10 protein-coding genes are annotated in these 14,791 nt (G+C 51.8%); 8 read left to right on the forward strand and 2 right to left on the reverse strand.

Annotated features, from left to right (window positions below; all coding sequences use genetic code 11):
• Positions 1 to 69: 69 nt before the first annotated feature.
• Both MKZ24_RS17325 and MKZ24_RS17330 read right to left on the reverse strand, forming a co-directional pair.
• Positions 70 to 1,425 carry a PFL family protein gene (locus MKZ24_RS17325; RefSeq protein WP_269322117.1) on the reverse strand — a complete coding sequence of 452 codons (1,356 nt, stop codon included), beginning with the start codon at positions 1,423 to 1,425 and terminating at the stop codon, positions 70 to 72.
• Between the two features lie 33 nt (positions 1,426 to 1,458).
• A complete protein-coding gene (locus MKZ24_RS17330) occupies positions 1,459 to 1,728 on the reverse strand; it encodes an ACT domain-containing protein (RefSeq protein WP_042237473.1) in 270 nt (89 codons plus the stop codon).
• Between the two features lie 246 nt (positions 1,729 to 1,974).
• Between MKZ24_RS17330 and MKZ24_RS17335 the strand changes: the two genes are divergently transcribed.
• From MKZ24_RS17335 to map, 8 genes are all read left to right on the forward strand, one after another.
• The gene (locus MKZ24_RS17335; RefSeq protein WP_340784892.1) at positions 1,975 to 3,609 is read left to right on the forward strand and encodes a GGDEF domain-containing response regulator; all 1,635 of its coding nucleotides are present in this window, start codon (positions 1,975 to 1,977) and stop codon (positions 3,607 to 3,609) included.
• Positions 3,610 to 3,657: 48 nt separating this feature from the next.
• Entirely contained in the window at positions 3,658 to 4,029 is a 372-nt protein-coding gene (locus MKZ24_RS17340; RefSeq protein WP_042237470.1) for a response regulator, read from the forward strand.
• Positions 4,016 to 7,273 carry an ATP-binding protein gene (locus MKZ24_RS17345; RefSeq protein WP_340784897.1) on the forward strand — a complete coding sequence of 1,086 codons (3,258 nt, stop codon included), beginning with the start codon at positions 4,016 to 4,018 and terminating at the stop codon, positions 7,271 to 7,273. The genes MKZ24_RS17340 and MKZ24_RS17345 overlap by 14 nt, the downstream gene beginning before the upstream one ends.
• Positions 7,274 to 7,679: 406 nt before the next feature.
• Complete coding sequence (locus MKZ24_RS17350; RefSeq protein ID WP_042237467.1) at positions 7,680 to 8,654, forward strand: aldo/keto reductase; 975 nt, start codon at positions 7,680 to 7,682, stop codon at positions 8,652 to 8,654.
• A gap of 526 nt (positions 8,655 to 9,180) precedes the next feature.
• Positions 9,181 to 9,636, forward strand: coding sequence for a signal peptidase II (gene lspA / locus MKZ24_RS17355; protein ID WP_042237466.1), 456 nt, complete (start codon positions 9,181 to 9,183; stop codon positions 9,634 to 9,636).
• Between the two features lie 258 nt (positions 9,637 to 9,894).
• Positions 9,895 to 11,766 carry an assimilatory sulfite reductase (NADPH) flavoprotein subunit gene (locus tag MKZ24_RS17360; RefSeq protein WP_340790184.1) on the forward strand — a complete coding sequence of 624 codons (1,872 nt, stop codon included), beginning with the start codon at positions 9,895 to 9,897 and terminating at the stop codon, positions 11,764 to 11,766.
• An 84-nt stretch (positions 11,767 to 11,850) separates the two neighbouring features.
• Entirely contained in the window at positions 11,851 to 13,566 is a 1,716-nt protein-coding gene (gene cysI / locus MKZ24_RS17365; RefSeq protein WP_340784902.1) for an assimilatory sulfite reductase (NADPH) hemoprotein subunit, read from the forward strand.
• Positions 13,567 to 13,943: 377 nt separating this feature from the next.
• On the forward strand, positions 13,944 to 14,690 hold the full coding sequence (gene map / locus MKZ24_RS17370; protein ID WP_042237463.1) for a type I methionyl aminopeptidase: 747 nt from the start codon (positions 13,944 to 13,946) through the stop codon (positions 14,688 to 14,690).
• Positions 14,691 to 14,791: the final 101 nt, after the last annotated feature.

The following is a 14,791-nucleotide window of genomic DNA, read 5'->3' on the forward strand; positions in this document are numbered from 1 at the left end:
GGAGAGTAACGGGTCTTTATGTTCTTAAGGGCGGTCCTCAACCAGCCGTCCTGTCGCTATCAGGGTGTCCTAGTTCTTGAAGCTGTGGATCGGCGCCGGAATACGTCCGCCGCGGTTAACGAAGCCTGCACAATTGAACGGGTTGACCGCCATGACCGGTGCATAACCCAGCAGGCCGCCGAACTCAACCATTTCGCCGACGTCCTTGCCGATAACCGGAATGACGCGGACTGCGGTTGTCTTGTTGTTGACCATGCCGATCGCCGCTTCATCGGCGATGATACCCGAGATGGTCTCCTTGCTGGTGCTGCCCGGAATGGCAATCATGTCGAGGCCGACGGAGCACACGCAAGTCATTGCTTCGAGCTTCTCCAGCGTCAGTGCGCCGCGCTGAACAGCCTGGATCATGCCGTGGTCTTCACTGACCGGGATGAAGGCGCCGCTTAAGCCGCCGACATAGGAGGAGGCCATGACCCCGCCTTTTTTGACATTATCGTTAAGAATAGCCAGCGCGGCTGTAGTGCCGGGAGCTCCAGCTTCTTCAAGGCCCATGACCTGGAAGATCTCGGCGATGGAGTCGCCGATTTCAGGTGTAGGAGCCAGCGACAGATCGATGATGCCGAAGGGCACATTCAGCCGCTTGGAGGCTTCCTGGGCAACGAGCTGCCCGACACGGGTGACCTTGAAGGCAGTACGCTTAATGGTCTCGCACAGCGTTTCGAAGTCCTGGCCCTTCACCTCTTCCAGCGCCCGCTTGATTACGCCGGGACCGCTGACGCCTACATTAATGACACATTCCCGTTCGCCGACACCGTGGAAGGCTCCGGCCATGAACGGGTTATCCTCAACGGCGTTACAGAAGACGACCAGCTTGGCGCAGCCGATGGAATCGCGGTCTTTGGTACGCTGTGCAGTCTGGATGATAATATCACCCATCAGCTTTACGGCGTCCATGTTGATGCCGCTGCGCGAGGAGCCGACATTCACGGAGGAGCATACACGTTCTGTCACCGCCAGCGCTTCCGGGATGCTGTCGATCAGAATCCGGTCGCCTTTGGTGCAGCCTTTCTGGACCAGTGCGGAGTAACCGCCGATAAAGTTGACGCCAACCTCCTTGGCCGCCTTGTCGAGAATCTGTGCTACAGGAACATAAGTATCGGTATGTACAGCTCCGGCGGCGATTGAGATCGGAGTAACAGAAATACGTTTGTTCACAATCGGCACGCCGAATTGACGCTCCAGATCCTCACCCGTCTTCACGAGCTTCTCGGCGGAACGGGTAATTTTGTCATACACATTGCGGTTAAAGATCTTCATATCCGTATGCGCGCAGTCCATCAGACTGATGCCCATGGTAATCGTACGCACGTCCAGGTTCATTTCCCGGATCATTTTATTGGTTTCCTGCACTTCTCCAATTGAGATCATAGTATGGTTGTTCCTCTCTTTGCCGCCCGGCTAGATCCGGTGCATAATATTGAAGATATCTTCATGCTGAAGTTTGATTTCCACACCGATGTCTTCACCGACATGCTGCAGATCCTCTACGATTTCTTCGAAGGACTTAGAGGGTGCAGAAATGTCCACAATCATCATCATATTGAAATAGTCCTGCACAATCGTCTGGGAAATATCCAGAATATTCAGATTGTGTTCTGCGAGGTATGTACATACTTTGGCAATAATTCCTACTTTGTCTTTTCCCAGTACCGTAATAATCCCCTTCAATTGAAAGCCTCCTATTATAGATTACTTTGTTTTCTCCGCCCATTGCCGCTTTAACGGAATGAACGGTTTCAATTATTATGTCAAATGAAATGAAGGTTATCAACCAAAGCTTTTTTGTAGGGCTGATCAGAGATTTGAGCTTGCAATTCGACAAAATCAGATTAAAATTGACACCGCCTTAAAAATATGATTAATTGAAAGTTTGTAGGACCTGTTGATTTGAAGGAACGAACTGAAGGAGCTATTATGACGACGAGAAAATATAAAGAGCTGGTTGAACAGCGAACCAGACAAACCTTGCAGAAGTGGTCGCAGCAGGCGGCAGTTGAGGAAAGGGATATCTATCGCTTTTTGCATAATTTAAAAGGCACTTCCGGTACAGTAGGCCTTGATGCGGTGGAGGCGTTCTCCGGCAACTCTTTGCTCTATTTCTCGGATGATAACCATAGAAGCTGGACGGAAGCCGAGTGGGGGGATTATTTATATCCGCTGCTGGAGCTGTTTGATGAGCCTGAAAGTACAGGTGCAGTGCCTCCCCAGATTCCGGGAATTGCGTTGTCCCATGGGAACACCCGCCAGCAGTATGAAATTCTGGTCATTGACGATGATGTGGAGCTGGTGGCTTTTTTGCGCGAGTCGCTGGAGAAGCAGTCTTACTATGTAAGCATTGCCCTGTCTGCTGAACGCGGACTTAAGATTTTTTATGAGACCAAGCCGGATTTAATTCTGCTGGATATTCTGCTGCCGGACCGCAGCGGGATTGATGTGCTCAACCAGATTATCGGCAAAGCCAAAAAAGAGCGGATTCCAATCATTATCATCAGCGGTGAACACTCCAAGGAAGTCCAGAAATATGCCTATTCGCTTGGTGTGATGGATTACATCCAGAAGCCGGTGGATATCGCCCTGTTCCTGGTGCTGATCAAGAACCGGTTTGAACTGAAAAAAGAATGGCAGGAGTCCATCATTGTAGATGAGCTGACGGGTGCTTTTAACCGGAAATATTTCAATCAGACCCTGAAGATGCTCTCATCGGACTTCAGACGGACGGGCCGGACGTTCTCGCTCGCGCTGCTGGATCTGGATTACTTTAAGCATGTCAACGATACGTATGGTCATCTTGTGGGGGACGAGGTCCTGCAGACTTTTTCGGAGCTGGTCAGAGATTCAATTCGTACGGAGGATACACTGTGCCGCTACGGGGGAGAGGAATTCGCCCTGTTCATGCCAAATACCTCTGCGGACTCAGCGCTGCTTGTCATTGAACGGATTCAGGAGAAATTCGCCTCCAGGGAATTCTGTGCCAAACGGGAAAGCTTCCATGTTACCTTCTCCTGCGGCATTACAGAGATAAGCGAACGGCAGCAGGATACCGATAAACTAATTGACGAAGCAGACCAGGCTTTGTATTCCAGCAAGTATAGCGGACGAAACCAGACAACCTTGTACAGCGAGGGAATGTTAACGGGCCAGAGGGAAACGGTACTCAATGTAATAATTGTTGATGATGATCCGCTGATCCGCAGAATTATTACAGGCAATTTCGCCTCCTGGGAGCCGGGGAATATCGGTGGAATGAAAGTGAACAGTTATGCCGACGGCGAGCTTTTTCTGAAATCGGACTGGTATGTTCCGGAGGAGAAGTACATTATTCTGCTGGACGGGGTGATGCCCGGCCTCGACGGTCTTGAGGTTCTGGAGAAGATCCGCAGCAGCTATCCTGAAGTGAACATCCTGGTGATTATGCTGACAGGCCGCAATAATCAGCGCGATATTATCCATGCCCTGCAGCTGGGGGCGGACGATTATGTGATTAAGCCGTTTCATGTGCCGGAGCTGCTGTCCCGGATTGAGCGCCTGGCCCACAGATTCTTGTTCTAATAGCAATATATCCATCCATGGATAAACTGAAAGTGAGCGTGAGTGTTAATGCAAAAAATACTGATTGTGGACGACGAAGATGTACTGCGCATGCTGATTGAAGATACGCTGGAGGATCTGGAGGATGTAGAGATTCATACCGCCGAGAATGGGGTTGAGGCGCTAACGCGGCTTACTTCGGACCGCTATGATCTCGTGATTCTGGACTATATGATGCCGGAAATGACCGGAATTGAAGTGCTCGGTGAGCTGAATGAAGAGCTGAAGAACAAGACCCCTATTATGATGCTGACAGCCAAAGCACAGGAAATGGACCGGAACAGGGCAAGGGAAGCCGGAGCGCGTTATTTCATGCCTAAACCGTTCAGCCCGATGGAGCTGCTGCAGATCGTGGAGGGCATCCTTAGTGATAAACAATAAACTTGCTGATGTGAGCATCAAAACCAAGTATTTCCGGATTATTTTCATCTTGTTTCTGGCGATTATGTTATCTGGTATCGGCCTGTTCTTCTACATCAATAACCAGCAGGACAAGCTGAAGCATGACCGCGGTGTCCTGCAGCATAAGACAGAGACCATCAATGAGCTGGCGGCGACGCTGAATGATGTCTTTTTCCGGGCGAGAGGTTATGTTGCCCTCAAAAGCGACGGTGAGCTTAAGCTGCTGAACACTGCACTCACGGGCCTTGATAGAATTCTGGAGCAATATTCGGCTCTGAATCTGTCGCCTGAAGAAGCGCAATACCGTGATGATCTGAAGTTATTCTATGAGCAGTACAAGACCAAGACCCTTCCTGAAGCGATCCGGCTGGTGGAGAATGATGATTATACGGGCATCCGCAATCTCTCTCAAGGCGGCAGCACCCAGGCTCTGAATGAATTTCTGGCCTATACCAAAGCGTTCAAAACAAGCTCGGACAGCAAGCTGAACGCCATGGATTCTCAGTCCATCAAGCAGGCGGACACCTTCACATTTATCGCCTTCGGGCTCAGCGCTGTACTGCTGTTATTCTTCACACTGATGATCTGGCGGATGCTTAGAGTGGTGCTTGATCCGATTGTTAAGCTGGAAGAAGCAACGAATTCGCTGGCGGCAGGCGAGGCTGTGCTGCTCGGCAAGCTGCATAAGCAGGATGAGATCGGCCGCCTCTATGAGGCCTTCCTTAATATGGCCCGGAGTATCCAGGATAAAGAAGAAGAGCTGATGATGCAGAATGAAGAGCTGCATGCCCAGCAGGATGAGCTGCAGGATCAGCAGTTCAAGCTGGAGCGTTCACTCAGTGAAATCGAAAGTATGATGAAGGCGCTGAATCAGACCTCCGCTGTCGGCATTCTGTCCAGCAAGGGAGTATTCACCTATGCCAATGATAACATTAGCGTCTACACCGGCTACAAGAACGCTGAGATTATCGGATATACCTTCCGTTTGTTTGAACTGCATAATATTTCGGATATTCAGATGGAACAGATTATACGCAAGCTGGCGACTGGCGGTGTATGGAGCGATGAGTCACAAATTGTGGCAAAAGATGGTTCTGCCGTCTGGCTCCAGCTGACGATCATGCCGTATCTGAATGATGAGGGTCAGATTTACCAGTACATTCTGATTGCTAACAACATTACCTCCATGAAGAGTGTCCAGCAGGAGCTGGCCGAGACGCTGAAAAGCACGGAGCAGACCACCATCATGCTGGAGCTTAACAACCAGCTCAATCATGAAATTACCTACACGCTGGACAAGCAGGAATTTGCCGAGAAATTCATCAAGTTCATGAACCGGCTGTACTCGTTCGACAGCAGTCTTTTCCTGCTGGTCAAAGATAAGATATCGGTGGTCAAAGGGGTTCCGCAGGAGAATGTGGAGCGCTATATCGATGCCAACAGCAAGGATATGTTATACCGGATGAGCACGGAGAAGTCCTATATTGTGAAACGGACCGGAGTCCCCAGAGAGCAGGGAATCTCCGACAAAGAAGTTTACTGCTATGATTTCTATACAACTGTAGTCAATGCCGAGGATGAGATCCTGGCGATCTTCTGTGGTACACGAATCGGGCATTCCTTCACCGAAGAGGAAATCAGCGAAATTCAGGGGATGATGAACCGGGTGGCGCTGGCCATCGAGCGGTTGTTCATGTATGAGGAAATCGAGAATGGCCGCAAGCTGAACCGGGATATAGTCAACAATGTCAACGAAGGCATCCAGTTCGTCAACACGGAAGGCGTCATTCAGCATATCAACAAGGCGCTCAGTCAATTGTTCGACTATGATGTGTGGGCAGAGGGGATGCTGATCCCTAAAGAGCAATGGATGGATCACTTCACCCTTCGCGTGAATGAATCGGAAGAGATGGGGCAGTTCTACCAGAAGGCGATGTCCGAGCACTCCGTGGATTCCAGCACGATGAAGTATTCCCTGGGCAAGGAAGCGATGAAGCATGTCGACGTCTATGCGATTCCGGTGTTCCGCCGTGAAGCGCGGGTGGGAACGTTGTTTGTACACCGGGATATCACCCGGGAATACGAGCTGGATCTGATGAAGTCGGAGCTGGTCAGTACGGTCAGCCATGAGCTGCGGACACCGCTGTCCAGTGTTCTGGGCTTCACCGAGCTCCTGTTATCCAAGACAATGAAGCCGGAGAAGCAGCTGAAATACCTGGAAACGATTCATAAGGAAGCCAAACGTCTGACTGAGCTGATCAATGATTTCCTTGACCTGCAGCGCATGGAATCCGGCACACAGCTGTACAATGCAGAGCCGGTCAATCTCAGCGAGACCGTTCTTAGTGTAATTGACCAGTACAAGCTTAGCGGTACCCACCATATCCTTGTGGAGGATGAGGCGCTGAACGCCGAGGTCGAGGTGGATAAGGATAAGATTATCCAGGTGCTGACCAACCTGCTGAGCAATGCCATCAAGTTCTCTCCAGGCAGCAATGAGATCAAGGTAACGCTGCATAATGAGCGGGATTCGGTTATAGTCCGGGTACAGGATCATGGACTGGGAATTCCGAAGAATCAGATCGGACAGCTGTTCCAGAAATTCCGCCGGGTGGATAACAGTGCATCCAAGCGGATTGGCGGAACGGGTCTCGGACTTGCGATCTGCAAGGAGATCATTGAGAAGCAGAAGGGGATGATCGGAATCGATTCGGTTGAAGGCGAAGGCACCGCGGTGTGGTTTAGCCTGCCGGTCCTCCAAGCGGAGAGCAGCCGTCATGAAGAGGAGCCGCATAAATGGAGTGCCGACAAGGAGCAAAAGCCGAATGTGATGATCGTTGAGGACGATTACAGCTTGTCCCTGCTGCTCTCTGAGGAGCTTAAGGGCAAAGGCTTCAGAGTGACTCATCACTATCATCCGCAAAAAGCATTTGATCAGGCGGTGAAGACGCCTTTTGTAGCTATCGTCGTGGATCTGATGCTCGGTGAAGAGCTGGACGGCTGGGATCTGATCCGTATGCTGAAGAATGATACCCGCACGGAGAATGTGCCGATTGTCATCTCCTCGGCGCTGGATAAGGAAGATAAGAGCATGATGGATAAAGTGCAGAAATATCTGACCAAACCGTATCCGCCGGGCGAGCTGTCAAATACCTTGCAGGATATTGTGCAAATCAAGCCGAAGACGGGTGAGGTTCTTTTCCCGGACAGCACTGAGCAGTAGGCGTAGAATAGAGAACATAGTTATATAGAGTGAATGCAATCTTTTGCTGATTATATATATTCATTGAACAAGTCCTTCTTCGCGGAGGGCTTATTTTTTTGAATATATGAGCATAAACAGAACATCACCGGAGTCTTCATACGTTATTCAGTTTGCTGGTTAAATAAGATTAAGCGGACTGAGAAGACCTTATATTCACTGAAAAGCTCTTATCACAGCTGAAACGGACTGAGAATCCGTTATATTGTTAATTAGGCCAGCATAAGCGAAGTCCCCAGCGTCTGCCCGGCCCAGCAATACTGCAGCTTGAAGTTTGTCCAACAAAAAGCTTGCCTTAGAGCCTACTCTAAGGATTATATTAAACCCGATGCAGACAACCTAACCGAAATGAATGGGAGGAAATGCGATGAAGTACAGCTATTTGGGTAAATCCGGTTTGAAGGTCAGTCAATTATGTCTGGGCACGATGAATTTCGGGCCGGAAACCGAGGAGAAGGAAGCGTTCAGGATTATGGATGCCGCACTGGATGCGGGAATCAATTTCTTCGATACGGCCAATGTGTACGGCGGCCAGGACCGCCGCGGCTGGACCGAGGAAATTATCGGCCGCTGGTTTCAGCAGGGGGGCGGACGGCGCGAGAAGGTTGTGCTGGCCACCAAGGTGTATGGTGACATGTTCGACGAGCAGGACGGACCCAATTCCGCCTCCGGCTTATCCGCTTATAAGATCAGACGGCATTTCGAAGGCTCATTGAAACGTCTGCAGACGGATCATATTGAGCTTTACCAGATGCATCATATTGACCGGAATGTATCCTGGGAAGAGCTGTGGGGCGCATTTGAAATTCTTGTCTCCCAGGGCAAAGCTGATTATATCGGCTCCAGCAATTTCGCCGGCTGGCATATCGCCGCTGCGCAGGCTAAGGCCAAAGAACGTCATTTCCTCGGCCTTGTGTCCGAGCAGCATTTGTATAACCTGCTGGAACGGACACCGGAGCTTGAAGTGCTGCCGGCATCCAAGGAGCTGGGGCTGGGCGTCATTCCATGGAGTCCGCTGGCCGGAGGCTTGCTGGGCCGCAACGCCTTGTCCAAGACGGGTGTGCGCAGCGCCCGCTCCGCCAAGCTGGAGCAGCACCGCAGCCAGCTGGAGCAATTCTCCGCGCTCTGCAAGGAGCTTGGCGAGCATGAGGATCAGGTTGCTCTGGCCTGGGTACTCGCTAATCCGGCAGTAACAGCGCCGATTATCGGGCCGCGTACGATAGAGCAGTTCGAGGATTCGCTGCGTGTTACGGAGATTGTACTGGAAGAAGCTGTGCTGAAGAAGCTGGACGAGATTTTCCCTGGACCGGGCAAGCCGGCACCGGAAGCCTACGCCTGGTAAGATTGTAAGTACCATAATTCAATACAAATTCTTGTTCTTATAACGAGAAAGGCCGGACTATCCTTTGGGAGGTAGTCCGGCCTTTCGTTTAAGCCCTTCGACTGTGGGACTAAGCTGCTCAGAATTCACCGGGTTTTGCCTGATGCGTGCCGGATTCAACGACGCATTGCGGAAGACCAACTCCCTTCGCGTCAATATCCAGATCTTCCTGGGTTACCGGTTCCTATTGCGGCTTCTTCAGAATGCTGAGCGAGCCGTTCGTTTCATAGATCGCATAAGCAACCTCATTTCGGCGATCAGCTTAATGAATATCGATCCGTACTCCATTGGCTGCCACCCTCCAGATATGAATGAATCTAAGAGTGTTTAACCAATGCCCCAGATCATGTAACAAGCAACTTCTGGCCGGGACAGCGGCCTGTCCGCTGGAGCTGGCAGGATGATTCCCGGCTCCGACCTGTGATAGACTAGAAGGTGAGAAGTGAAATCATTCTGATGATATCACAGGGGGATGAGGTGGCGGCAAATGCTTTTTTATCTGATTTCCATATTGGTAGTGCTGATTGACCAAGCCGCCAAATGGCTGGTCCGTACTCATATGGAGCTTGGGGAGAGAATTCCCTTCTGGAGTCCGCACCTGCAGTTCGTCTATTATGAGAATAGCGGGGCAGCCTTCAGCTCCTTTCAGGGCTACGGGAAGTATTTTTCCATAATCGCTGTGGTTTTTGTAGCGGCAGTGTTCTATTACCGGCGGCAGGGCAAAATTCGCGGGCCTTTGCTTGAGGCAGCCAGCGGGTTACTAGTCGGCGGAGCGCTCGGCAATGCGATTGACCGTGTGATCTACCATCAGGTAACGGACTTTCTAGTGTTCGGTAACCGCGGGGGGATTCTCAATCTGGCGGATCTGGCGATTAATGCCGGGGCAATCCTGATTGCAGTCTACCTGCTGGTTGACCACTTTGGACACAAAGCTGCCCGGTAAGGGAAGCAAAGCGGTCCTAAGGCTATTCCGGTTTATCATTTTATCTAATGCAAGTTATCATTATTTGTAATAAACCCGCCTAAATCAGAGCTTTTTACTATGATTTAGGCGGGTTTTGTGTGTTTTGTACCTTTATTAAGCTTTTATACCATAAAATGACTGTTATCTGCTTCGTTGATCGTTTCTTATTAATGTGTTAGCCTGAATTCATGATGTTAAGAGGATAGAAGATTGCACGTTAAGGAGAGGTCGATATTGTTGCAATTACAAGTTACGAACAGTCCCTTTAATGAGAGCCAGGTTGAGCTTCTGAACCAGCTGCTGCCGACGCTGACCCATTCGCAGCAGGTATGGCTAAGCGGTTATTTATCCGCTGTGTCTCTGCTGGGAGACACGGGTCAAGCAGGCCCGGCGGTGCTCCCCCTTGCTGCTGAAGCGGCACCAGGAGTGTCAACGTCTACAGCCACAATGCCCCAGCCGGAGGTATCCCGTGAGGTGACCGTATTGTTCGGCTCCCAGACCGGCAACTGTCAGCGGCTGGCGGCGAGTCTTGCGCGTAAGCTGGAAGAGCAGGGCTTCAAGGTTACGGTTGCCGCAATGAACAGCTTCAAGCCGAATGGACTGAAGAAGATCGAGAATCTGCTGCTGCTGGTCAGTACCCATGGTGAAGGCGAACCGCCGGATAATGCACGTGCCTTCCATGAATTTCTCTACAGTAAAAGAGCCCCGCAGCTTCCGCAGCTGCGTTACTCGGTACTTGCACTCGGCGACACTTCCTATGAATTCTTCTGCCAGACCGGTAAAGATTTCGATCAGAAGCTGGAAGAGCTTGGCGCACAGCGCTTAACACCTCGTGCGGACTGCGATCTCGATTATGATGAGCCTGTAGCCGAATGGTTCGAGCATGTTATCCGCTCGCTAAGCGGTTCCGGTTCGCAGCAGGCTGCGGGGATCGCGGATGACGCGGTGCTGGCAGCCGAGAGCGCAGAATCGCTGGAATCGGCATATTCGCGGAATCATCCGTTCCATGCCGAGGTGCTGGAGAATCTGAATCTGAACGGACGCGGCTCAGACCGTGAGACCCGCCATCTGGAGCTGTCGCTGGCTGGTTCGAATATTACGTTTGAGCCCGGTGATTCGCTCGGAGTCTATCCGGAGAACCACCCGCAGCTTGTGCAGGATATCATTGCTGCCATGGGCTGGGAGGCTGGTGAATCCGTTCCCCTGAACAAGAAGGGGGAAGAGGGCACACTGCATGAAGCGTTGCTGCGGCATTATGAAATTACCGTACTGACGAAACCGCTGCTGGAGCAGGCAGCCAAGCTGAACTCAGCACCTGCCCTGCAGGAGCTGCTGTCCCCGGACCGGCAGCAGGAGCTGAAGAATTACATCCATGGGCGTGATCTGCTGGACTTGATTCAGGATTTCACACCGTGGGAAGTTCCGGCCCGCAGCTTCGTGACGATTCTGCGCAAGCTGCCGGCAAGATTGTATTCCATTGCCAGCAGCTACAATGCCAACCCGGATGAAGTACACTTCACGGTACGGGCTGTGCGTTATGAGTCGCATGGACGTGAACGTTACGGGGTCTGCTCCGTACATTGTGCGGAACGTGCAGAGCCGGGCGCTACACTGCCGGTTTACATCCAGAACAATCCGAACTTCAAGCTTCCGGCAAATCCGGATACGCCGGTGATCATGATCGGACCGGGCACTGGTGTCGCCCCGTTCCGCTCCTTCCTGGAGGAACGGGAAGAGCAGGGGGCACAGGGGAAGTCATGGCTGTTCTACGGCGACCGGCATTTCGTCACAGACTTCCTCTACCAGACGGATTGGCAGAGAATGCTGAAGGACGGTGTTCTTAACCGGCTGGACGTTGCCTTCTCACGTGATACAGACGAGAAAGTTTACGTACAGCACCGCATTCTGGAGAAGAGCCGGGAGCTGTACACCTGGCTGCAGGAGGGTGCACATGTCTATGTATGCGGAGACGAGAAGCATATGGCCCATGATGTACACGCTGCGCTGATTACAGTAATCCAGCAGGAAGGCGGACTGAGTCCGGAAGGGGCAGCCGCTTATCTGGAGAATCTGCAGCAGGAGCAGCGTTATCAGCGTGATGTATATTAAACGATATCCAGCGGAGGGACCTCCGCTGGGCTTGCGATACAATTCTTGAAGAGCACGAGGCAATGCGGAAGGAGAGGATCAATAGTGGCAAACAATGAACCAGCGGTGAAGCCAATTGGCGGACCCCCGAGTGATGTTGAACATATTAAGCTGGAGAGCAATTATCTGCGCGGTGCGCTTGTCGAAACCCTCAGCAACCCGATCACCGGAGGGCTGCCGGAGGATGACAACCGCCTGCTGAAATTCCACGGCAGTTATATGCAGGATGACCGGGATTTGCGCAGTGAGCGTGAACGCTCCAAGCTGGAGCCTGCTTACCAGTTCATGCTGCGTGTTGTAGCGCCAGGCGGAGTGGCGACACCGGCGCAATGGCTCGTAATGGGCGATCTGGCCCAGAAATACGGCAACGGCACACTGCGTATCACGACAAGACAGGCTTTTCAAATGCACGGAGTGCTTAAGTGGAATCTGAAAAAGACGATCAAGGGGATTAATGATACGCTGATGACTACGCTCGCAGCCTGCGGTGACGTCAACCGCAATGTCATGAGCGGACCCAATCCGTATCAGTCAGAGGTTCATGCCGAGGTAAACGAGTGGGCCAGAAAAATCAGTGACCACTTAGCCCCGCGCACCGCGGCTTACCATGAAATCTGGCTGGATGGCGAGAAGGTAGTGGACAGCAAGGTGGTTGAACCGATTTACGGGCCTGTGTACCTGCCCCGCAAGTTCAAGATTGGTCTGGCGGTGCCGCCCTCCAACGATGTAGATGTGTTCTCCCAGGACCTGGGCTTCATTGCTATTCTGGAAGATGGGAAGCTGGCCGGATTCAATGTCTCGGTCGGCGGCGGTATGGGGATGACGCATGGTGATACCAGCACATATCCGCAGCTGGGACGGATTATCGGCTTCTGCCGTCCGGAGCAGATGATTGATCTGGCGGAGAAGACCGTCACCATTCAGCGCGACTACGGCAACCGTTCGGTCCGCAAGAACGCCCGCTTCAAGTACACGATCGACCGCCATGGTCTGGACTGGTTCACGGGCGAGCTGCATGAGCGGCTGGGCTGGACGCTTGAGCCGGCACGTGAATATCATTTCGACCACAACGGCGACCGCTACGGCTGGGTGAAAGGCTTCGACGGTAAATGGAATTTGACGCTGTATATCCAGAGCGGACGGATTCAGGATGTCCCGGGATATCCGCTGATGACAGGCCTGCGGGAGATCGCCAAGATTCACGGCGGGGATTTCCGCCTGACGCCGAATCAGAATCTGATCATTGCCGGTGTCAGCCATGCGAAGAAACGCAAGGTAGCCGAGCTTGCCAAGCAATACGGGCTGACCGACGGAGCTCATCATTCCGCCCTGCGCAGAAGCGCTATGTCCTGCGTGGCGCTGCCGACCTGCGGTCTTGCGATGGCGGAGGCTGAGCGATATCTGCCGCTTCTGCTCGATAAGCTGGAAGTCATCATTGATGAAGCCGGCCTGCGTAATGAAGAGATCATCATCCGCATGACCGGCTGCCCGAATGGCTGCGCCCGTCCTGCGCTTGGCGAGATTTCGTTCATCGGCAAAGGCCCGGGCAGATACAATCTGTACCTGGGTGCCGGCTTTACCGGAGACCGGCTGAACAAGCTGTACAAGGAGAACATTGACGAGAAGGAGATTCTCGATACTCTCGGGCCGATCATTCACCGTTATGCCAAAGAACGCAGTATAGGTGAGCATTTCGGAGACTTTGTGATCCGCAGCGGATATGTCAAAGCCGTTACTTCGGGACTTAACTTCCACGATTGATCATAGATGGCTGACGAAGCATTACGCATCCTGACTTGTCCGGCATCAAGGTAATGTATAAAACGAACCTGTTTTCCGGCGTTTACGCGGAGGACAGGTTCGTTTTGCGCAAATCCTGTACAGAATACAACATTAGCCTATACAATATGAAACTTAAGCCTCTCGGGTTCTACCAGCAACTTATTAGGCGTGGGGATTTGGATAAACCGTTTATAACATAAGCATTGATCGGTTACCTGTAGCTTTAATTTCTATCCTTTCACAGAATGAATTTGGATTTCCGGCGGTTTTCTTACATAATATAGAGTAGCACTACAAAATTATAACCAAGGGCCATTGCTGCGAGCAGTGGCTTCTGTACAGAAGAGGCGAATTTAATGATCATCATGAAAACGATGGAAGAGATCGAGAAAATGCGTGCGGCCGGCAAAATATTGGCCGAATGCCACCGGCAAATCGCTCAGATGCTGAAGCCCGGAATTACGACCTGGGAGATTGACCAGTTTGCTGAGAAGTTCATTCTCTCCCAGGGTGCTACCCCTGAACAAAAAGGCTATCATGGCTATCCATATGCGACCTGCGCATCTGTGAATGATGTCATCTGCCACGGCTTCCCCAAGCACGAGGAGCTGAAGGATGGGGATATTGTAACGATTGATATGGTAGTCAACTTGAACGGCTGGCTGGCAGATTCAGCCTGGTCCTATGGCGTTGGCACAATTAGCGAGCAGGCGGACAAATTGCTGGCTACCACCAAAGAGGCTATGTTCAAAGGCATTGAGCAGGCTGTGGCCGGCAATCGGATTGGTGATGTCGCTCATGCCATCCAGGTATACGCGGAAGCTAACGGCTACTCGGTAGTCCGTGATTTCATCGGGCACGGCATCGGCTCTGAAATGCATGAAAAGCCTGATGTGCCTCACTATGGCCCGGCAGGCAAAGGCCCGCGCATCAAGGAAGGTATGGTGTTCACCATTGAACCCATGCTGAACACCGGCAGCTACCGGACCAAGGTTGATGCGGACGGGTGGACAGCGCGTACCTTTGACGGCGGATTGTCGGCACAGTATGAGCATACGCTGGCGGTGACTCCGCAGGGCACGATTATTTTGACAGAGCTGTAAGAACAGCTTCTGGCTGCTATTTAATGAAGGATGCAAGGTTACAACCCGGACTGTGGTCATGTTTTCATGCCGCAGTCCGGTTTTTTTGTCTAACTGTGTCG

The sequence above is a fragment of the Paenibacillus sp. FSL R7-0297 genome, assembly GCF_038009025.1.
In the GTDB taxonomy this organism is placed as follows: Bacteria; Bacillota; Bacilli; order Paenibacillales; family Paenibacillaceae; genus Paenibacillus_AQ.

What these genes read in the sequence shown, in the direction of transcription:
- MKZ24_RS17350 (WP_042237467.1), top strand. Translation starts at nt 7,680, where the DNA reads ATGAAGTACAGCTATTTGGGTAAATCCGGTTTGAAGGTCAGTCAATTA.
- MKZ24_RS17335 (WP_340784892.1), top strand. Translation starts at nt 1,975, where the DNA reads ATGACGACGAGAAAATATAAAGAGCTGGTTGAACAGCGAACCAGACAA.
- MKZ24_RS17340 (WP_042237470.1), top strand. Translation starts at nt 3,658, where the DNA reads ATGCAAAAAATACTGATTGTGGACGACGAAGATGTACTGCGCATGCTG.
- map (WP_042237463.1), top strand. Translation starts at nt 13,944, where the DNA reads ATGATCATCATGAAAACGATGGAAGAGATCGAGAAAATGCGTGCGGCC.
- lspA (WP_042237466.1), top strand. Translation starts at nt 9,181, where the DNA reads ATGCTTTTTTATCTGATTTCCATATTGGTAGTGCTGATTGACCAAGCC.